Below are 22,825 nucleotides of genomic sequence, written 5' to 3'. Positions count from 1 at the left end.
AACTACAAACAAAAAATTTATTGTCAAATACCAAAAGACGTAGTGCTATATAGAACCCATTTGATATCTATATAATTATGCTAGTCAAGTCTTTTCGCGCATCAATTTTGAAGAAAAATCATCTGAAGGAGTGTTGAATTTTTTGTATTATTTCTCCCCACATCTTCCCTCTTCCCTCTTCCTTCTTCCCTCTTCCCTCTTACCTCCTGTCTCCTTTCTCCTGTCTCCTAGCTAAAAAAATTTAATATTTATGAAGATACGCTTAGGGATTCTATATATGAAATTTACTGTATAGGTATGTTTGTCAAATAATCAACCAATATTTTTTAATCTAAACATTACTGTGAAATTTAAGTAAGTGGTTATAAATAAGTATAAAAATTTAAGACGTATACTTCAGGCAAAGTGAAATATTTTTTAATCAAAATTCCATGTTTTATGTTCCCTCTTTTAAGCATTTTTTATTTACAGCAATTTTGGAGTTTATGAGGTACAAAGTTTTACAAGTTTAGGGAATAGGGAATAGATATTAGTATTAAACTGTACCTCACGCTTCCTCAAAAGTGCTGTAATTTTACCAAATAGTTAAAGTTTAAAGCCTATCCTTTAAAAGAAAAGGATTGACGCGGTAGGAAAAATTTTTTTTCTCCTTTAAAGAAGAGGTAATAATTAATTATTAATTATTAATTATTAAACAACCTACTTAGCAAGTCAAAAATGTGCCAGTTAATGGGATATTTCCACAGAAAAAATTAAATTTTCTATCGACACAAAAACAACAGAATAATTACCGAATAATTACCAAATAATTAAGGTTTAAAGCCTTTAATTTAAAGGAGAAACAAGAAGATTTTTATTTTGAGTAAATCCTCTTCTTTTCAAGCATAGGTAATTATTAATTATTAATTATTAATTATTAATTGTTGAATACCCATTTCTGACGTTTGACTTTTGACTTGTAACTATCCTTAACTAGCTATTAGCTTTTAGCATTTCCTGACGGAATACTTTCTTACGGAATGCTTTGCAAACGCAAACGCAAACAGCTAGTCTCCTAGGTCGGAACTGCGTTAACAGCTTTTATACCTCTGGGTTTAAACCCCCGGTTTCTATAAACCGGAAAGTTAAAGTTTAGGAGAGTTTAAAATCCCCTTTCCGTTCCGGAATGCTCCGCAAACGTACACATTTACTGCTGACTGCTGAGTGCCGATCGCCTATTTAAGACATTGCATTAGCACGAGCAGCAGCAGCTTCATCAGGATGAATATTCAAACGAGTTAAATTCACCCGACCCTTAGCATCAATTTCTCGTACCTTAACAATTACTTCATCTCCAACTGCTAACTCATCTTCAACTTTACCAACACGATAATCAGCAATTTGAGAGATATGAACCATTCCTTCCTTTCCTGGAAACACTTCCACAAAAGCACCAATAGGAATAATTCGAGTCACACGACCAACATAAACATCCCCAGCATTCAGTTTCTTGGTCATACCTTGGATAATATTGCAAGCTTGTTTAGCCTTTTCGCCATCAGTCGCTGCAATAGTCACTGTGCCATCATCATCAATATCAATTTTGACACCAGTTTCTTCAGTAATACCCTTAATAGTTTTACCACCAGGTCCAATCACTAAACCAATCATGTCTGGACTAATCTTAAATGTTAACAGTCGCGGTGCATAAGGTGACATATCTGGACGAGCTTGATCGATAGTACCAAGCATCTTCTCCAAAATATGTAACCGTGCAGGTTTAGCTTGATGAATTGCATCAGAAATTACTGTTAGAGGCAAACCAGTAATTTTCATATCCATCTGCAAAGCTGTGATACCGCTATCAGTACCAGCAACTTTGAAGTCCATATCACCCAAGAAGTCTTCTATACCTTGAATATCTGTGAGGATACGAACTTCATCACCTTCTTGAATTAAACCCATAGCTGCTCCACTCACCGGTTTCGTAATAGGAACACCAGCATCCATTAAACCCAAGGTCGAAGCACAAACGGAACCCATAGAAGTTGAACCATTTGAAGAAAGCACTTCTGAAACCACTCGAATAACATAGGGAAAAATATCACCTGTTGGTATGACTGGGTTCAATGCACGTTCAGCTAAAGCACCGTGACCTATTTCACGACGACCAGGCGATCGTAATGGTTTGGTTTCTCCTACAGAAAAAGGAGGGAAATTATAGTGGTGCAGATAACGTTTTTCGTCTTGGGGATGTAAGTCGTCTGCTAATTCTTGAGCATCACCAGGCGTTCCCAGAGTTACAGCAGACATTACTTGAGTCAAACCTCGATTAAATAGAGAACTACCGTGGACTCGTGGTGGCAAAACTCCTACCCGACAAGAAACAGGACGTACTTCATCCAATTTACGACCGTCAACCCTGATACCTTCATCAATAATTTGTTTGCGCATCAGTTTTTTGGTGACGCTCTTAAAGACATTCCCTAATGCCATATTATCTGATTCAATGAATACCTTTACTGGTTCTTCCTCAGGTAGTTCGGCGATCACTTCTGCAATAGACTCTTTGATGCCATCGAGTTTTTCATCACGCTGATTTTTATCCAGATCGTATTCAGATAATACCTGTTTGATAGACTCTGTTGCTTTGTCTTTGATATAGTCTTCTAAAGTGGGGTCTACTTCCGGAGCTTCAGACTCAACCAGTTCTATACCCATTTCCGCAATAATTTCTCGTTGAGCTTGAATAAGGTCACAAACTGCCTCATAACCAAAATCAATTGCTTCAATAATATCTTGTTCTGGCAATTGATTAGCCCCTGCTTCTACCATAATCACCCCTTGGGGAGACCCAGCGACAACCAAATCTAAATCGCCATTTTTGACTTCACGGTAAGTTGGATTAATAATAAAATCGTCTCCTACCAAACCTACCCGTACTGCCGCCATTGGGCCATAAAATGGTAATTTAGCAAGTAATACTGCTACAGAAGCACCTGTCACAGCTAGGACATCTGGTGGCACTTCTTCATCCATGGACAAAGTTGTGGCCACAATTTGAATATCATTACGCAACCAGCTTGGAAATAAAGGGCGTAGCGGCCTATCAATCAAACGACCAGTAAGTGTAACCTTTTCTGGTGGGCGACCTTCCCTACGCAAAAAACCACCTGGAATTTTACCACCAGCGTAGAGTCTTTCTTCGTAGTCCACCAAAAGAGGTAGGAAATCTATTCCTTCTCTACCTTTGGAGGTGGTGGCCGTCACTAACACTGCTGTGTCTCCTGACTCTATCATCACGGCACCACCAGCTTGAGGCGCAAATAAACCAACTTTTAGTCTAATATCCCGTCCATCAAAGGATATGGATTTGTCTATCTCTTCCATCCAGTTTTTTTCCTTCTCTAATCATATTATTCTTTCGCTTCTGTGGAAATCGTAACACTGTTACTGGGGCAATTGTTAGGAAGAAGGAAGAAGGAAGAAGGAAGAAGGAAGAAGGAGCAAGGGATTTACTTATCTACCACAGAAGTTAAGAAGTAAGAAGGGGTTTACTTATCTACCACAGAAGGAACAATCTGGCATTGTCTGAGTTTTAAGCTTTTGACATGTCTGGGTCCTTTTCTTTACACATCTCCAAAAATTAAAAATAAAATCGAAGAAGGAAGAAGGAGCAAGGGGTTTACTTATCTACCACAGAAGGAACAATCTGGTATTTCCCTATTTTCTAGAGATGCCTATTAATTTCTACTACCTCCAATAGAATTTTGATGAACATAAACCGCTATAATAGCTTTATTTAACAACCTTCTATCGTCAATGACGGAGGCTGCATCCAGTTATTTTAACTAGGATGCCATTTTTTATTTCTATAGTAAGGAATGAGTTGGTGTTTGACTTATCAGGACTTACGCAAATTCTGAGACAATACGCTATTTGTAGAGGGTGGATGCCATTCGCCCCTACTATATATGGGGGTTCTGCGTAAGTCCTGTTATGTTGATGATGGAACCAGAGACAGAGAAAAGCTGTTGCCACTGTTCCCTATTCCCTACTATTTGATTATTCAAGAATTTTGATTAGGACAGGACTTACGCAAAGACACTGTGTATAGAGTTCAGTAACTATTGGACAATAGTTATGAGTACTATATATAGCGTATCTGCGTAAGTTCTATAGAAAAGATTAGTAATCAAAATATAACCGTAAGTATTCACAACTTCAGCTATTAGCTAGCCTCATAAGGTCGGAACTGCGGACTTCAGCTATTAATTTTGAGGAAGGTTATTTCAGTTCTCAGTTCTCAGTTCTCAGTTCTCAGTACCTCTAGCTGTTAGCTCCGCATTCCGCAGGAAATGCTTACCGAATAATTAAGGTTTAAAGCCTCTCCTTTAAAGGAGAAATAATGAATTAGTTTTCCTTTTAGTCAATCCTCTTCTTTTTAAGGAGAGGTAATTATTAATGATTAATTATTAATTATTAATTGTTGAAATATAACCTTTTTGATAGATATTTAATATGGCGATTTTACATGGTTTTTGGTTTGCTCAGTCTGAACAAGAAAGTTATTTATTTGTTTGGGGAGAGATTTGGTGCAGAATTACAGAAGATGACGCTGGTGAAACAGGAAAAATCACTAATAATCCTTATGCAATAACTGGAAATGAACTTTTGAAGCTATTCCAGGAAAAGACCGATATTTCTTTAAAAAATCAGAAAATCACAACAAACCAAACCTTAGCTCTTCCCACAAAATCATTAGAATCTAGTCAAAAACTATATCCACTTCATTCTGCCACTAATTTCTCAGAAACCACAGAAAAGTTATATCTTTATCCCTGGCAAATAGAAGGAATTTGCCTAGACCCTATACAAGCAATAGAATTTTTACGCTCTTTTCCTTTGGGCAACATCGCTGAATCTTTCATGGGGGCAGATTTAAGGTTTTGGTCTCATGTTGCTAGATGGAATCTTGACTTATTAGCAAGATGTAAATTTTTACCAACTATTGAACAACAATCAAATGAACAAAGTTTTGCTATTTGGCAACCCTTACTTGATAGTGCTACAGACCAAAATCGACTGAAAAATTTTACCCTACAAATGCCTCTTGTTTGTCGCACATATCAACTAGATTGGCAGTCACCTATTTCCTTAGATTCCTTAGAAAATTTACAAATAATCCCCAAAAATAACACTTCAAGATTACCAAACCTCAGAGCAAGTCAAGAACTACTCCAAGATTTCTTGCAAAAAACAATAGACTCACAAATTAGACAAATATCATCCGAAATATCTCAAACAGAAATTGCCTCATTAAATCCCGCAATTAAACAATGGTTAAAATCCTTATCAGCAAAATCAACTTTAAAATTACCTGCCACTAAAGAAACACAGCAAATTAGCAAAATACTCGATCATTGGCAATCACCACTCCAACAATATCAAACTACAGAAAATAAATTCACTACCTGTTTTTACCTTCACTCACCATCCCAAAACTCTAAAAACTGGACTCTAGAATATTGTCTTCAAGCAATAGACGAGCCAGAATTTCTAGTCGATGCCAAGACAATTTGGAAAAATCCTGTAGAAAACTTCAACTATCAAGGACGAACAATTAAATTTCCTCAAGAAACACTGCTAAGTGGCTTGGGTTTAGCATCAAGAATTTATCCAACTATTGAACCTAGTTTACAACAAGCAACTCCCCAAAATTGTCAATTAACTCCACACCAAGCTTATGAATTTATTAAAAGTGGGAGTTGGCGGTTTACAGACAGTGGTTTAGGAGTAATTCTACCACCTAGTTTAGCTAATAGAGAAGGATGGGCTTCTCGCTTAGGTCTAAGTATTCGTGCCCAAGCTCCAAAAATTAAAAAAACTGAAAGACTAGGCTTAAAAAGTCTCCTTAATTTCCAGTGGGAATTGTCCATCGGAGGTCAGAAATTAACCAAAGCCGAATTTAACCAATTAGTGGCAAAAGATAGTCCCTTAGTAGAAATTAACGGCGAGTGGGTCGAACTGCAACCCCAAGATATCCGGGCAGCCCAAAATTTCTTTGCCAGTCGTCAAGACGAAATGGCCTTATCTTTAGAAGATGCTTTGCGATTGGCCACTGGAGACACTCAAGTTATGGAAAAGTTACCCGTCGTTAATTTTGAAGCTGGCGGTCAACTCCAAGAACTTCTGGACACTTTGACGAATAATCGTTCTTTAGAGGAAATTCCAACTCCGAAGAATTTTCAGGGTGAACTACGTCCTTATCAAGCACGGGGCGTAAGTTGGTTAACATTTTTGGAACGTTGGGGTTTGGGTGCTTGTTTGGCAGATGACATGGGTCTCGGTAAGACCATTCAAACAATAGCGTTTCTTCTCAATCAACAAGAACAAGAATTACTAGAAGCACCCACATTATTAGTATGCCCTACTTCAGTATTAGGGAACTGGGAACGAGAAGTTAAAAAATTCGGACCAACCTTAAAAGTAATGGTACATCATGGCGATAAACGTGCCAAAGGTAAAGAGTTTCTCAAAGTAATTAAAGACAAACATTTAGCAATTACCAGTTACGCTTTATTGTATCGAGATGAAAAAACATTACAGACAATAAAATGGCAGGCAGTAATAGTTGATGAAGCTCAAAATATCAAAAATCCAGAGGCAAAACAATCTCAAGCTGTGAGAAAATTAGAAGCATCCTTTAGAATTGGTTTAACAGGAACTCCCGTAGAAAATCGCCTTTCAGAATTATGGTCAATTTTAGATTTTTTGAACCCTGGATATTTAGGAAAAAAACAATTTTTCCAACGTCGCTTTGCTATTCCTATTGAAAAATATGGAGATACAAATTCATTACAAACTTTGCGTTCTCTGGTTCAACCATTTATTCTACGTCGGCTAAAAACTGACAAAGATATTATTCAAGACTTGCCAGAAAAACAAGAAAATACTATCTTTTGCCCATTAGCAAATGACCAAGCAAAACTTTATCAAGACATAGTTGAAACTTCTTTAGCAGAAATTGAAGCTGCCGATGGTATTCAGCGAAAAGGTAAAGTTTTAGCCCTATTAGTAAAACTCAAACAACTTTGTAATCATCCCGTACTTCTACAAATCAAAAAAGGCAGTAGAAAAAAAGTAGAAATTAGCGATAAAAACTCAGGAAAACTACAACGTTTATCTGCCATGTTAGAAGAAATAATTTCAGAAACAGAAAGAGCTATTATTTTTACTCAATTTGCCGAATGGGGAAAAATTTTACAACCTTATCTGCAAGAAAAATTAGGCAGAGAAGTATCATTTTTATATGGAGCAACTCGCAAAAATAAAAGAGAAGAAATGGTAGACAGATTCCAACAAGACCCTCAAGGTCCACCAGTAATGATTCTTTCTTTAAAAGCGGGAGGTACTGGTTTAAATTTAACTCGTGCTAATCATGTTTTTCACTTTGATAGATGGTGGAACCCAGCAGTAGAAAATCAGGCTACAGACCGGGTATTTAGAATTGGTCAAACCCGGAATGTTCAGGTACATAAATTTGTCTGTACCGGAACTTTAGAAGAAAAAATACACGACTTAATTGAAAGTAAAAAAGAACTAGCAGAACAAGTAGTAGGTGCAGGAGAACAATGGTTAACTGAACTAGATACAGACCAGTTGAGAAATTTATTAATACTTGATAGAAATAAAGTAATTGAAGAAGATTCAGGAATTTAGAATTTAGAATGCGCGAATTTAGAATTACCTCTTCTTATAAATAAGAGGATTGGAGCAAAGGATTTTTTCTCTTTGCTAACGTAGAGCTGCTGCTTTATATGTTGCAGAGCAAAACGCCCGTACAGGAGTAAATAATTAAGTATCTATGCTGAATATTTTCCTGAGAATTTGACTCTTGAGAAAAGTCAATGAAAACGATCTATATAGTAGATAATAGTAGATATATATGAGTGCATCTCATATTTGCAAAAATACTTTTTTCTTATATATTCCCTATTCCCTGTTGCCTGCTCCCTAAAAGCAATAAATTTTTGGCTTTATTCAAAATTGAGATGCACCCACATATATAGTATAAGTACTTAGCCAGTTATCGAATTTGAGGTTTAACTTATTCTTTATTCCTTCTTACTTCCTACTTACTCATCAAATTTGAGACTTAATTTCTTCCTTCTTCCTTCTTCCTTCTTCCTTCTTCCCTCTTACTTCCTAATAAAAAAAATGACTAACTACAACAACTCACAAAGTGATAAAGAATGGTGGACTCAACAATGGATAGACTTGTTAAATTCCTATAGATACAAAAAGCGATTAGAAAGAGCAAGAAATTATGCCAGACAAGGAAACGTTCTGAGTCTAGAATTTAAAGACAAAGAAATTATTTCCCAAGTTCAAGGGACAGCTCCAGAACCATATAAACAATCATTATGGTTAGATACTTTTAGTGATGAAGACTGGAATTATGTTATTGAAACAATGTCACAAAGAGCAATTTTTACTGCCAAATTATTAGCAGGAGAAATGCCTCAAAATATAGAAGAAGTTTTTGCTGCTAATGGTTTAAGACTATTTCCATTTACCTTAGACGATATCCATGCTAAATGTGACTGCCCTGATAAAGCTAGAGTTTGTAAACATATTGCAGCAGTTTATTATATATTAGGCGATCGCTTTAGTGACGATCCATTTTTATTGTTTCAATTACGCGGTCGTAGCAAAGAAAAAATATTAGAAGTTCTACGCCAAAAACGCGGTCAAAGTGAAGATGAAAATTCCACAATAAAAGAAAAAATTACAACAGAAAAAACGCAAAAAACTCCAACTTCAGCAACTCAAGAATATACAAATTTTGAGCAATTTTGGGAATACGATAAACAGCTAGATTCTTCCCTAGTAGTAATTACACCACCCCCAAGTAATGAGACCGTTTTAGATGTTTTAGGACCTCTTCCTTTGGGTAAATCTGCTGATACTATCAAGGATTATTTTAAGAAAGTTTATCAAAATATTAGTCAGCAGGCAGTAATAACAGCCTTAAACCAGGGAGAAGATAGTTCAACAATTAATAATTAACAATTAATAATTAATAATTACCTCTCCTTGAAAGCGGATAGATTAATAATGAAAAATTTTTCTTCTCTTGTTTGATTGGATATGGCGAGGAAGCTACACTAACTACCGCTTGTTTACTCCTTTAAAGGAGAGGCTTTAAACGTTAATTTTCTGCAAAAAAAATCTACAGTATGTTTTCGATTAGAGTGAATATAATCTAATAAAAAGCGTGAAAAAAAATGTTACAAATAATTGGCGCAACAAAATGCTTTAAGTAAGATTTATCTTTGATAAAAATGGATTTTTTTACAATAAAAAATGATCTTGAAACTATTCCTACTAACTACTAACTACTAGAAACAACCTTAATATTGGTAGCAAACATTTATCACGCTTGGTATAACATCTGCATCTGATTAAATGTGAACAGATAATCGTGAATATTCAAAAGTAATAAGATGGTTTTTGCTAAAACTCAAGAATCAAAATTATAGTTTGAAAACGCGAGAATAAAACTCTGTCTAGCCATACTAAAAGTCTGAATTTTTTAACTACCATCCCTAAATAATTAGCAGTTCCCTTTTTTTCTTAATCATTCTATACAAACTTAATTGTAAGTTCGTTTTTCTATTAATTATCGACAATGAAAAAAAACTATATGTTATAATAAAATAGAATAGCTAAAAATACCAATAGCTATATAACTTGAGTTTATACGGTGGTGATTCTTTATCATGTTTGTACGAAACTTTTTAGGACTTTCTTTAGTAGGTCTTTTAGTTTCAGCTCCTCCAGTCAATCACCCTCAAACTGCAAAAACTAAGGTGGAATCAAGCCCACAATTACAGGCAGTAACATTTCCACCAACAACTTCAAGAGGTGCGCCATCGAGAACTAGAGGAGCTGGGTCTCGCGGTCCTTGTAATCCAATAATTCAGCAAGAATTAAGCAACCTCACTGCTGTAGTACCAGAAAATAATATTGGTACAACAGTTAGTCCTAACCCAACTGTTTACCTTTATGTTCCTCAAAGTAGTAAACGGAAGGCAGAATTTGCTTTATTTGATTGGACAAATAGAATCAGAGAACCAATATATAAAGTAGGTGTATCTCTGCCTGAGTCCCCTGGAATTGTCAAAGTAAGTTTGCCAAAAACAGTTGAATTAGAAACTAATAACACTTATGTTTGGCACTTTGGCATAATTTGCGATCCAGAGGAGCGTGCTTTAGATTATTATATTAATGGATGGCTAAGACGTACTCCTCTCAAGCCAGAAATAGAAGCTAAATTAAAAGAACTGCAGGAAAAACCACTAGAGCAAGCTAAACTCTATGCTGAATCATCAGTTTGGAGCGAAACAATTACAACTTTAGAAAAATCTCGTGTTGCTTATCCTAATGCCTGGAAAGAACTGTTAAAATCAGTTGGGTTAGAGGACTATGCTGATAGTAAAATCTTTGACTGTTGTCAGGAAATACAACCTGCTCAAAGATAGTATAAATTGTTAGATTACCTAAAAGTTAAACATATTGAGAAACCATTAGTGAAATCTCATTATGATTCTCGTGGATCAACAGCTACATCATTAATTTGGCAGTGGCGCGGGGTGTGGATAACTGCTCCCTGCGTAACTATATTGGTAATATTACTACGCTTAACTGGAATATTACAGCTATGGGAGTTGGGTACATACGACTTCTATATGAGAAATAGACCTTTACCTCCAAGGGACAAACGTATCGTAATTGTTGGTATTGATGAAGCGGATATACTCAGAGTAGGTCAGGGAATAATTCCTGATGAAACTCTGGCCAAGGTGCTCAAAAAACTCAAAGCAATGGAACCCAGAGCTATTGGTTTAGATCTTTACCGAAATTTACCTGTACCCCCTGGTGATCGAGAATTAGTTAAAGTATTTCAAAATACTCCTAATCTAGTTGGCATCCAAAAAGTAGTAGAGGATGATAGAGGAGAAGGAGTAGGACCACCATCTGTTTTACAAGAAAAAGGACAAGCAGGAGCAAATGATACGCCTATCGATGCAGATAATAGAACTCGGCGAGGCTTATTTTATTTAGATAATCAATATGGGGAAATTATTTATAGTTTTGGCCTGCATTTAGCATTGCTTTATTTAGAAAAGGAAAATATTACAGCAGAAATAGTAGAGGGAACCGATCACTGGCGCGTGGGAAATCAGATTTTCCCTCCTTTTCAACAAAATGAAGGTGGTTATGTGAGAACCGATGCCCGTGGATATCAGTTATTAATTAACTATCGAGGGCCAAGTGGCCATTTTGAAAAAGTTTCTCTGACAGATATTCTTGACAACCAAGTCCCTCCAGACTGGGGACGCGATCGCATAATTCTGATTGGAGCAGTAGGAGAAAGCTTCAATGATCTATTCTATACACCCTATAGTAGTCATTTGTTAGCTCTACCAAGACCAATGACAGGAGTAGAACTACAAGCAAATTTTATTAGTCAAATTATTAGTGCTGCCCTAAATGAACGCCCCTTAATCAAAACTTGGTCTGAACCCCAGGAATGGTTATGGATTTTTATCTGGTCTGGAGTTGGAACCACAGTTACATGGCAGTGGCGAAATCAAACAAAAAAATTCTTGTCACTAACTTTATTGAAGCACCTAACCCTAGAAACTGCAATCATTTTTATTAGCACTTATATTATGTTTATTTGGGGATGGTGGCTTCCTGTAGTGCCTCCTTTATTAGCAATAGTAGTTTCTTCATTTGCCATTACAGGTTATGTTGCTGGCACTGCTAGTCTGATTAGAAAAACTTTTGCTCGTTATCACTCCAATGAAATAGTCAAGAATTTATTGGAAAGTAAAGAGGGTTTAAAAATAGGAGGTAAGAGGCAATGTATAACTGTATTAACTTCTGATTTAAGAGGGTTTACGGCCTTTTCTGAGCAACTATCCCCAGAAAGTGTTGTAGAAATTATTAATATTTATCTCAAAGATATATTAAAAATCATCACTAAATATGGTGGTAGTATTGACAAGCTACTTGGTGATGGAATAATGGTTTTATTCGGCGCTCCCATACCTAGGGAAGATGATGCGCAGAGGGCTGTGGCCTGTGCATTGGCAATGCAGTTAGAAATGAAATCTATTAATCAAAAAATCAAAGTTCTAGGGTTGCCAACTTTAGAAATGGGTATTGGTATTCATACAGGGGATGCTGTAGTAGGAAATATTGGCTCTGAAGAACATACTGAATATACTGCTATTGGTTGGGAAGTTAATTTGGCTTTTCGAATAGAAAGCTATGCCACTGGAAATCAAATTCTGATTTCTAATGCTACTAGGGCAGCGGTCGGTACCTCACAATTAAGGATAGATAGTACGAAGGAAATTAAGCCTAAAGGTATTAGTAATCCAATTAATATTTATGAAGTGGGAGGAATTAGTGGTAAATATAATCTTTCTTTGCCGAAAGAAAAGGAAATTCTATTACCTATAGAGCAACCAATTCCTATTTTTTATTTAATTGTAGAAGGTAAACATATTAGTGATACTGTGTTTAAGGGAAAATTAGTTAAGCTTTCTCACAGAGGAGCAGAGATAGAGATTAACAGATATGCTTCAGAAGATTCACTACCATTAGCTCATAGTAATATCCAGCTTAATTTATTAAATCCTAACAATAAATCGTTTATGAGCGAGCATATTTATGGAAAGGTCTTAAAAGTAAAAGAAGCTTCAAAGACTTTTTACATCCGTTTTACTTTCAAACCTCAGTCTGTTATAGAACAACTTGATAGTTTATATCAATCTTCTTTACAGCGATAGAATTTGGTGTTATACTGGGATAGTGGAAGTAATTATTAGGTAGGCTTGAAGAATGAAGCCCAAAATTGACAAAAGTAGAGCTATAATTTGAGTTAACACACATAAAACAGGCTAGAGGAAAATTTTCAACTCTAGCTGTAGTAGTTATTATTAAACTTTGAAATTATTAAAAGATAGCTGATTACATTAGGTGCAACATTTAACCTTATCAAATCTATTCATCACTGAACATCTCTAATAATAGTATGGCATTACCGTAACGGTAAAGGCTGTTGCCCGCAAAGCTAATCCTTAAAGGACTAGCGCGTCCGAGACCTTTCTTCTACGAGTGATAACAGAAGAATTGTTTTCAGAAGGGTAGTGCTGGTATCCGAGCTAACTTCGCCTGGCAGCTAAAATCTACCGAACTGTTTCCAAAAGGCATTGTTTCCTACATTGTACCAGATTTAGGACTATTTTTGAGATTTTGGGCACTAAAAAATCAAGGAAATGGATAGGTTTAACAAGGTTTTTGGTTAATAGTTGCGTCTCTAGATATTCTAGTTAGTAATCGCTATCTTTAAAAAGATGAGATTTTTTTAGGTAGAATAAGATGGTATGTCATTTTTTTACTCTTAGTGGTATACCTACAGTTAATACTAAATTTCTGTGATCAATTGCACTACTACTGTCATTACTTAAATGACCACACACAGGGATATTAGGCACTACATTAATTAACGACCACGACGACCACGACGACTACCACCACCAGCTACAGAATCTAAATCCTTGTCAGTTAGCTTTTCCAATGTTGGCGGCTTGTCAGCAGTAGTCTTTTTCCATGTACTTTCTCGTGTTGGGTTTGGTTTTTTTTGTTTATCTGTCATTGTCCTTCTCCTAAGTAACTCTTCTAACTTAATCTAGGTTTATATACTGTTGTATACTAGGCTAGATAGCATTTAACTACATATCGTATTTATATTTTAACTTATAATTTACCGTTACCTCTATCATATCCCACTAATAATCAGTTAAAACCCTAATTAGCGTGAGTATTTAAAAAAAAATTCATATTCTCAGTAATATTAACTAGCTACTGACAATCTTTGACTTTTCCCTGCTCTAAAGAGACAGGGATTCTCAGAGGATACTACGCAACGGTATAAATACACATTGCTCGCTTCTTCTTAACTGTTACCCAGAGATTTATCCGGGTGGGACGAGTCAAAACGCCCCTAAACACTCACTTGTATTCAGATTAACTCATACAGATTGTGCTTACTTTTTTTAGCTTTCGGGAGGTTCTATCACTATGCCAAAATGGTACACTTCCTGTCCTGCCATTGTTTGCACTGATGTAGTCATACTGCCGTTGACTGTATCAACCGTTGTTTCTTAAATGCCGGGATTTCTCCGTGCTAGGACAGTTCCAGGTGCAGATGAACCCAGGCCTCACCATTTAATTCTATCACTTCGGCGGAATAAATCCCGCACCTTTGTTTTCATCTCCTACCTAAAGGCGAGGAGCTTTCAACCTTCTTCTTTGTAAGTGGGTAAATATGGGCCATCCATAATTAATTGAACTTATCTATAACTACGATACTATATGCAATCTATCCGGAATAGATAAATATTTTACAACAATATATATCCCTCTTTTTTGATCGCTCTTGCTGGAAAAAATTTGAAAGGACAACTATTTATTAATTGAGGTTGCGATCGCTCAATTAAGGTATAAGAAATTGGACATATTTTGACATCTCCAGGGGTTGAAACACCCTGGATTCTGTGGGAAATCCACCGCAAATGGGACGGGGCGTTTAAAGTGCGGAAGTAAATTCCGCACGCAGCCCCTCATAAATCCGCATTTGCTTAAAGTCTGTCAACAAACTTCTAGACTCCTGGGCGTAAATCAAAAATTTAGCTGTGAGCTTACTTTCAGAGTGGTTTTACTCAAGATATTGGAGCAATAAATAACTGCTGAGTGCTGCATTACTTGCTTTTCCTGCGGAATGCGCTCGCATTCAGCCGTCGTAGGAAATTAATTTCCCGTCTCCTGTCCGCCGGAGTCTCACCGCAAAGCGCGATCTTGTCATGGCCACAAACCTTGTTCTTACTCATATTCCAACCATTATAACAGACTTTGACTCCGCTTTATTACCCGCGCGTCGTTATTCAACCAGGGGATAAATCTTCCGGGAACTTTCCTCCCGTCGTCTTTTATGTTTTTTGGTTATGCTGCCCTTTACCGAATAATTAATAATTAATAATTAATAATTAAATAATTCGCGCCTTGAAGCCTCCCCTTGGATAAGGGAAAAAGCGGTCGTTTGCGGAGCAGTCCGTTAGGATGGGATGGCTCCGAAACCTGCGCCATATCCAATGGATCAAGACAGCGGTCGTTTGCTTTTGCTTCGCAAAACTGGCGTAACGCAACGCTGTCGCGTTTCGCGTCAGCGGAACGGAGTTCTCTCTTCGCAGCTTCCCCGTTGGGTGGGATTGCTCCGAAACCTGCGCTGTCCGACCATCGACCAAGAAAAGAAATAATATCTCCTGATATTCAATTCCGTAGCGGTTAAAACCCGAGGTAACTATCAATTATCCATTATCCATTATCAATTAATGAATCAACCTACTGAAATTTTAGATAGTATAGGTTTTGTCTACAAAATCATAAATCTTAAATAAATTGGTAATTAGTTGTGAAATCCCATTCGTCCCTCTTCGTAGTATCACTAACTTTTTTCTTGTGGAATTTTTTCAGTAACTGGAAAGCTCAGACAAATGCTCAGATAGTTCCAGATAACACCCTTGGTGAAGAAAGTTCTATTGTCAATTCCATCGATCAACTCAAAGACCAAATTGAAGGAGGAGCTATTCGTGGCTCAAATTTATTCCATAGTTTTCAAGAATTTAATATCAGAGAAGGTAGAAGCGTTTATTTTATCAATCCTAACGGTATAGAAAATATCCTGACTAGAATTACAGGTAACAACCCCAGTAGTATTTTAGGCAAATTGGGAGTAGATGGCGGGGCCAATTTATTTTTGGTCAATCCCCAGGGCATTTTCTTTGGGCCTAATGCCAGTTTAGATATTCGGGGTTCATTTATTGCCACAACTGCTAACGAAATTAGACTGGGACAAAATGGACTCTTCAGTGCCACAGCACCTCATACAAGTAATTTATTATCAGTAGAACCCTCAGCCTTATTCTCAAATCAACTGGAGACTCAAGCTAGAGGAGCAATTATTAATCAATCAATACAGGAAGAAGTGGGTTTGGAGTTGCAAGGGGAGCAAACTCTAGCTTTGGTAGGAGGAGATGTAGAAATAGATGGGGGGATAATCACAGTCCCACAAGGAAGGGTAGAGTTAGGGAGTATAGGGAATAACTCTGTTGTCAGGTTAAATCCAACAGATAAAGGTTATGATTTGGACTATTCAGAGGTTGATAATTTTCAAGATGTCAATATAGTTTCTGCTGTTATTGATACTCGAGGAGATGAGGGTGGTGGTGATATTTCAATTCAAGGCAGACGTATTATTGTTACAGAACTTTCTGAAATTGCAGGAAGTACGAATGGATCGGAACCAGGAGGAAATATAGAAATTACGGCTTCAGAAGTAGTGGAAGTAGTTAGTAGTGATATTTTGAGTGATGTCAGGGAAGAATCTACAGCAAATGGGGGTAACATTGATATTGAAACTCAGCGTTTGATTCTCAGGGATGGTTCACTAATTGCAGCAGAAACTTTTGGTGAAGGTAATGCTGGAAACTTAACAATACACGCAACATATATTGAAGCTAGAGATTTTCGAGTAGATGAAGAAGGTTTTCTATTGACCAATTTGATAGCTAGTGGTGTTCAAGCATCAGAGGTAGAAGGAAGAGTAGCAACAGGAAAAGGAGGAACTTTAACCATTGAGACTCAAAGTCTTAGCTTAAAAGATGGATCTCAAATAGCTACATCTACCTTTGAAGAAGGTCAGACAGGAAGCTTAATAGTGCGAGCAAAAGAAATTGAACTTATTGGTATAGAGGATGGGTTCAGTAGCGGATTATTTGCCTCAGTTCAAGCAGAATCAACTGGGGATGGAGGTGACCTCACCGTTGAAACTCAGAGCTTAAGTATACAGGATGGAGCATTAGTAGGCGTTTTTACTATTGGTGCAGGTGATGCTGGAGAACTTAATATTAAGGCTAAGGAAATAGAAGTAACTGGCCGTTCTGAAGATGGTATTTTTCCTAGCACTATATCTGCTAGTGTGCAAGAATTAGATGGATCTAGAAGTAGTGGTAACGGTGGCAACATATCTATTGAAACTGATAGTTTAATCATCCGGGATGGAGGGATAGTTGACGCTGTAACTGAGGCAGATGGAACAGCAGGAAGCATTGCTATTCGAGCCAATAATAACATTACTGTCTCTGGGTTTAGTTCCATTTCTGGTGATTCTAGTGCTATTACTGCTGGTACAGAGTCAGGTGCAACTGGAGAGGGTGGTAGTATAGAAATTACTACTCCTATCCTGAATATTGATAATGGAGCATTAATTACGGCAAGAAGTAACAGTGATTTTGACGGAGGTAATATTTCTCTAAATGTCAGCACTTTAAATCTCACGGCAGGCGGCCAAGTTATTACCTCTAGTTTTGGCAGTGGTAATGCAGGTACAATAGAAGTAAGTGCCAGTGATCGTGTCTTGATATCAGGTATAGATCCCAATGTTAATGAAAGAGAAGAATTGGGAATGATGATAACTGATAGAGAAATAGAAATCGGCGGTAGTCCAGAAAGCGCGGTCGCTTCTCGTGCAACAGATAATGGTGATGCGGGTTCAGTTATACTCAATACACCCCTACTCAGGGTAGAAGACCTTGGTATAGTTACTGTTAGTAGTTCCGGTGAAGGTGTAGCAGGTTCGCTGAATGTTAATGCTCCATCAATTGAATTGAACAATGGTACTCTGGCAGCAGAAACTAATGCTGGAGACCAAGGTAATATTACGATTGACTCCTCAAATATCAGTTTAGAAAATAACAGTTCGATTACTACCAGTGCTAGGGGAGATGCTACGGGAGGTAATATTACTATTGATACTAAGTTTATTATAGGTAGAGATGGTAGCCAAATTAATGCTAATGCGGTTGAAGGTCAAGGTGGTAATATTAATATTACAGCTGAGGGATTATTTTTTGACAACAGCAGCAATTTGACTGCTAGTTCAGCATTAGGAATTGATGGCACCATTAATGTCAACACTCAAGTAGACCCCACTCAAGGGGTGGTGACATTATCTCCTGAAGTTGTGGATGCGGAGTCTGTGGTAGCACAAAATCTATGTTTGCCAAATCAAAATCGAATAGCAGGCAGTAGCTTTGTCATTACAGGTCGAGGGGGTCTACCACCAAATCCTACTCAAGCTTTAACAGTATTGAGAGGGGTAGTAGATTGGGAAACTGGCGCGAAAAAAACTACATCATCAGAGATAAAGCAACAAACTGTATTAGTTTACCAGAGACAACAGAGTAAAAAATCACCAGAAATTCTTCAAGCTCAGGGTTGGATTATTAATACATCGGGTAATATTATCCTGACAGCTACTTCCCCCACTGTAAATACAGGTAGTTTACAATTAATTCACCCAGGTTGTTATGTATTAGGGGAATAACGACGGAGGAGTCAGGATTCAGGAGTCAGGAGTCAGGATTCAGGAGTCAGGAGAAAGAAAAGTGCTTTTCGGTTAATCTAAGTAAAGACAATATCTAGTCTTGCCATTCAAAGAATTACTCTTACAGCACTTTTTAGGAAGCGTGAGGTACAGTTTTAAAATTAATCTTTTTTTCCCTACTCCCTACCCCCTACTCCCTACCTCAAGAAAAAGACTTCCATAAGCAAACCCTATTTATAAATGACCGCATTTTATATAACCCACAGTACGCACTTCAACTTGTAATATCAAAAGTAGTATATAAATCCATAGCTTGGCAGGTATTTATACTATGCAAATCATCTCAATTACTTTTTTCGTTCATCAAATTCTGAGTAAAAAATTTACGCATAAATACTTGCTTGATTTATTACTCAATCACGGCAGCTATGATTTTCTCCAGAATTGCTGTCTCCTGACTCCTGACTCCTTATTCTATACTACATTTTATGGTGCGGAATGTGGGATATAAAGATGTAATAGATTAATATTTAATAATAATTATGAAATTAAAATCTCTACCAATTTTGCTTAGTTCAACATCAGGAATATGGCTGATTGTATCTAGTTTATTTTGCCAAAATCAGGGAAATACTCAAATAATTCCCGACCAAACACTAGGGAAAGAAAATTCAGTTATTAACTCCATAGATCAATTAAAAAAACAGATAGAAGGTGGAGCAATTAGAGGTTCAAATTTATTTCATAGTTTCCAAGAATTTAACGTTGGAGAAAATCGAAGTGTTTACTTCACAAATCCAGCAGGAATTGAAAATATATTAACTAGAATTACAGGTGAGAATGCTAGCAATATATTAGGAAAATTAGGAGTATTGGGAGAAGCAAATTTATTTTTAGTCAATCCTAATGGAATATTTTTTGGTCCTAATGCCAGCTTAGATATTCGTGGTTCATTTATTGCGACAACAGCTGACGAAATTAGGTTAGGAGAAAATGGATTATTTAGTGTTACTAATCCTCAAAATAGTAACTTATTATCAGTAGAACCTTCAGCTCTATTTTTCAATCAAATTTCTGTAGCGCGGGCATCCTGTCCCCTGTGTCAAGGAAATATTGTCAGTCAATCAACCACAGAAGAAATTGGTCTACAAGTACCATCTGGAGAAACTTTAGGATTAATAGGAAGAGGGGTAATTATTGACAGTGGAAAACTGACAACAGAACAAGGAAGAATAGAAATAGGCAGCGTTGGAAATAATAGTTTAGTAAGATTAGAAAACACCAATAATTATACTCTTAATTATTCAGAAGTAGAAAACTTTGAGAATATACAAATTAAAAATGGTGCTGTTGTAGATGTAAGTGGAGAAGGTAGTGGTGATATTCAACTCCAAGGTAGACAAGTGGCCATAACAGCAGGTTCAACTATTATCGCTAATACTTTAGGTAATGAACCAGGAGGTAGCATTTCATTGATATCTTCCGAATTATTAGAAGTAACAGATAGCTTTGTGGACGCTGATGTAGGATTTGCTGCAACTGGCAGTGGCGCAAGCATTACAACTAATACTCCACATTTAATACTCACAACTGGAGGACAGATAAGTACAGCTACATTTGGCACAGGTACAAGCGGAGAGCTGACAGTAAACGCCAATGAAATAGAGGTTATGGGTATATCAGCAGATGGTCAAAATCTCAGTGGCATATTTACAGATGTATTACCAGGAGCAACAGGCAAAGGCGGAGACCTAACAATTAATACTCAAAACCTCAAGCTTTTCAATGGGGGACAACTGGCAGCCAACGTTTTTGGTGCAGGACAAGGAGGAAATTTAACTGTCAATGCCACTGAAATAGAAGCCTCCGGTACTATTGTATCTCAAAGTACTGTTCCTCAGCAACAACTCCTGTTAGAATCTCTAAACGGTCAATTTCCCAGTGCAATTTTAGCTCTAGTTATACCGGAAGCTACAGGAAATAGTGGCAAATTAACAGTTAATAGCGGACGCATAGTATTAAGCAACGGAGCGCAAATAGGAACTGGTACATTTGGTGTCGGAGATAGTGGAGAACTGGGAGTTAAGGCAAGGGAAATAGAAGTTATTGGTACTTCTGAAGATGCTTTTCTGCCAAGTAGCTTTTTTACTTCGGTTTTATTAGGTGCTACAGGTAAAGGTGGAAATCTGATTATTGATACTCAGTCTCTAACTCTACAAAATGGAGGACAAGTAAGAGCTGGTACGTCTGGTGTAGGAGATAGTGGAGACGTAACCATAACAGCAAAAGAAATTAACTTACAAGGTAGTTTTGCCAACGATCTTTTTATCTTACCTAGCATTATTCAAGCTGCAGTTGAAGACTTATCACCTATAGATCCATCGGGTATTGGTAGTGGTGACGGAGGCCAAATATTGATTACAACAGACCGTCTGACTCTTGAAGGTGGAGCCACCATTAGCGCTCGTACTCAAGGGGAAGGTAAAGGTGGAAATATAGAAATTAATGCTACCGATATTGAGGTAAATAACAGTTCCATTACTGCTGATAGCAATGAGAGTGCGGTAATAATTAGGAATGGAGATGGAGGAAATTTAACTATTAATACTCAAAATCTAATGTTGACAAATGGAGGTTCAATTTTAGCATCTACTTCCAGTGAAGGTAAGGGAGGAAATATAGAAATTAATGCCACTGAAATAGAGGCGGTGGGTATTTCACCAGATGGTCAGTTTTCTAGTGGTATAAACAGTCAAGTTGCATTAGGTTCTACGGGGGATGGTGGCAACTTAACAATAGATACCCAACGTCTAATACTACGAGACGGAGCAGTAGTTCAAGCTGCTGTTTTCAGTTCTGGTCAAGGAGGAAACATTACAGTAAATGCAAAAGAAATAGAGCTATTCGGTAATGCTAGCAGTGAAAATTTATTGCCAGAAATATCACCTCTAGTTCCTCTAGTTCAAGGTATAAACGGCCAAGTTCCTAGTAGTTTGTTAACAACTGTTTTATCCGGAGCAACAGGAAATGGTGGAAATTTAGCAATTCATACCCAAAGTCTACAGTTAGAAGATGGAGGGTTAATAGGTACTGGAACATTTGGTGTAGGTCAAAGTGGGGATTTAACAGTACGAGCAACAGAAATTGACATGAGTGGTACTATTCCTAGCGGTCAACTTCCTAGTAGCTTGTTTACTTCGGTGTTTGATGGAGCTACAGGTGACGGGGGAAATTTAACTGTTGACACTGAACGCTTGAGTTTAAGAAATGGTGCTCAAGTCAGAGCGGGTACATCTGGTGTCGGTAGTAGTGGAGACTTAACAGTACGAGCAACAGACATTGAACTCATTGGTCGTGCTGAAGATGGTGGAGTTGCTAGTAGTATTCTTGCTAGTGTAGAAGATTTAAGAAATTTGTCTCTGGGAGTAGGTAGTGGAGATGGAGGCAACGCATTCATAGAAACAGAACGGTTGACAATTCTAGATGGAGCTGAAGTCAGCGCTAGTACCTTTGGAGATGGTAAGGCAGGAAATTTAACGGTTAGTGCCACTGAAAATATTACTCTATCTCGAGTAAATTCAATTTCTGGTGACCCCAGCAGCATTACTGCTCGTACCCTTAATAATGGCAATGCTGGGTCTATCAATATTAATACACCGAATTTAAGAGTAGAAGACCAAGCGATCGTTACTGTTAGTAGTTCTGGTCGTGGGGTAGCGGGTTCCCTCAATATTAATGCTCAATCTATTGAACTCAACAATGGTACTCTTAGTGCGGAAACTACAGCTGGAGACCAGGGTAACATTACTATACAAGCTTCAGATATTGATTTAAAAAATAACAGTGCAATTACCACCAACGCTACAGAGGTTGCCACAGGTGGAGATATTAATATTGATGCACGATTTATTGGGGCTGACAATAGCAACATTAGTGCTAATGCTGTAGAAGGTCAAGGTGGTAATATTTCTATCAACGCAGAAGGGGTCTTTCTTGATCATAATAGCCAAATTACTGCTACCTCAACTTTGGGCATTGATGGCACAGTTGAACTTAATACTCAAGTAGACCCCACTCAAGGAATAGTTAGATTATCTGCTACGGTCATAGATGCTCAATCATTAGTGGCCAAAAATATATGTGCCCCTACTCAGGCTGAAAAAGAAGGTAGTTCATTTGTAATTACAGGTCGAGGGGGTTTACCACCAGATCCAACTCAACCATTGACAGTATTGAGAGGAACAGTGGAATGGGAAACAGAAACACCCGGGTATACAAGTCCTGTGATCAGAGATGATCAACAACCTGTGATCGTCTACT

8 protein-coding genes are annotated in these 22,825 nt (G+C 37.3%); 6 read left to right on the top strand and 2 right to left on the bottom strand.

Annotated features, from left to right (window positions below; genetic code table 11):
- Nucleotides 1-1,218: 1,218 nt before the first annotated feature.
- Nucleotides 1,219-3,369 carry a polyribonucleotide nucleotidyltransferase gene (locus F6K23_RS27735; RefSeq protein ID WP_293161778.1) on the bottom strand — a complete coding sequence of 717 codons (2,151 nt, stop codon included), beginning with the start codon at nucleotides 3,367-3,369 and terminating at the stop codon, nucleotides 1,219-1,221.
- Between the two features lie 1,131 nt (nucleotides 3,370-4,500).
- On the opposite strand from F6K23_RS27735, the gene F6K23_RS27730 reads away from it, so the two are divergent.
- From F6K23_RS27730 to F6K23_RS27715, 4 genes are all read left to right on the top strand, one after another.
- Nucleotides 4,501-7,701: a DEAD/DEAH box helicase gene (locus F6K23_RS27730; protein WP_293161776.1), complete on the top strand. Its 3,201-nt coding sequence runs from the start codon at nucleotides 4,501-4,503 to the stop codon at nucleotides 7,699-7,701.
- A 498-nt stretch (nucleotides 7,702-8,199) separates the two neighbouring features.
- Nucleotides 8,200-9,051, top strand: a complete 852-nt coding sequence (locus F6K23_RS27725) for an SWIM zinc finger family protein (protein WP_293161774.1) — start codon at nucleotides 8,200-8,202, stop codon at nucleotides 9,049-9,051.
- A 713-nt stretch (nucleotides 9,052-9,764) separates the two neighbouring features.
- A complete protein-coding gene (locus tag F6K23_RS27720; protein ID WP_293161772.1) occupies nucleotides 9,765-10,526 on the top strand; it encodes a DUF928 domain-containing protein in 762 nt (253 codons plus the stop codon).
- A 6-nt stretch (nucleotides 10,527-10,532) separates the two neighbouring features.
- Complete coding sequence (locus F6K23_RS27715) at nucleotides 10,533-12,848, top strand: CHASE2 domain-containing protein (protein ID WP_367267841.1); 2,316 nt, start codon at nucleotides 10,533-10,535, stop codon at nucleotides 12,846-12,848.
- 716 nt (nucleotides 12,849-13,564) lie between these two features.
- Here F6K23_RS27715 and F6K23_RS27710 read toward each other — a convergent pair.
- Nucleotides 13,565-13,717: a hypothetical protein gene (locus F6K23_RS27710; RefSeq protein WP_293161770.1), complete on the bottom strand. Its 153-nt coding sequence runs from the start codon at nucleotides 13,715-13,717 to the stop codon at nucleotides 13,565-13,567.
- Between the two features lie 1,815 nt (nucleotides 13,718-15,532).
- Between F6K23_RS27710 and F6K23_RS27705 the strand changes: the two genes are divergently transcribed.
- Nucleotides 15,533-18,505 carry a filamentous hemagglutinin N-terminal domain-containing protein gene (locus tag F6K23_RS27705; protein ID WP_293161768.1) on the top strand — a complete coding sequence of 991 codons (2,973 nt, stop codon included), beginning with the start codon at nucleotides 15,533-15,535 and terminating at the stop codon, nucleotides 18,503-18,505.
- A 542-nt stretch (nucleotides 18,506-19,047) separates the two neighbouring features.
- Nucleotides 19,048-22,825: filamentous hemagglutinin N-terminal domain-containing protein (locus F6K23_RS27700; protein ID WP_293161766.1), on the top strand; the 3,778-nt coding region annotated here is incomplete at its 3' end.

It is taken from the genome of Okeania sp. SIO2C9 (assembly GCF_010672455.1).
In the GTDB taxonomy this organism is placed as follows: domain Bacteria; phylum Cyanobacteriota; class Cyanobacteriia; order Cyanobacteriales; family Microcoleaceae; genus Okeania.
This window is presented reverse-complemented; position numbering and strand designations above follow the sequence as displayed.

What these genes read in the sequence shown, in the direction of transcription:
- F6K23_RS27720 (WP_293161772.1), top strand. Translation starts at nt 9,765, where the DNA reads ATGTTTGTACGAAACTTTTTAGGACTTTCTTTAGTAGGTCTTTTAGTT.
- F6K23_RS27735 (WP_293161778.1), bottom strand. Translation starts at nt 3,369, where the DNA reads ATGGAAGAGATAGACAAATCCATATCCTTTGATGGACGGGATATTAGA.
- F6K23_RS27730 (WP_293161776.1), top strand. Translation starts at nt 4,501, where the DNA reads ATGGCGATTTTACATGGTTTTTGGTTTGCTCAGTCTGAACAAGAAAGT.
- F6K23_RS27725 (WP_293161774.1), top strand. Translation starts at nt 8,200, where the DNA reads ATGACTAACTACAACAACTCACAAAGTGATAAAGAATGGTGGACTCAA.
- F6K23_RS27710 (WP_293161770.1), bottom strand. Translation starts at nt 13,717, where the DNA reads ATGACAGATAAACAAAAAAAACCAAACCCAACACGAGAAAGTACATGG.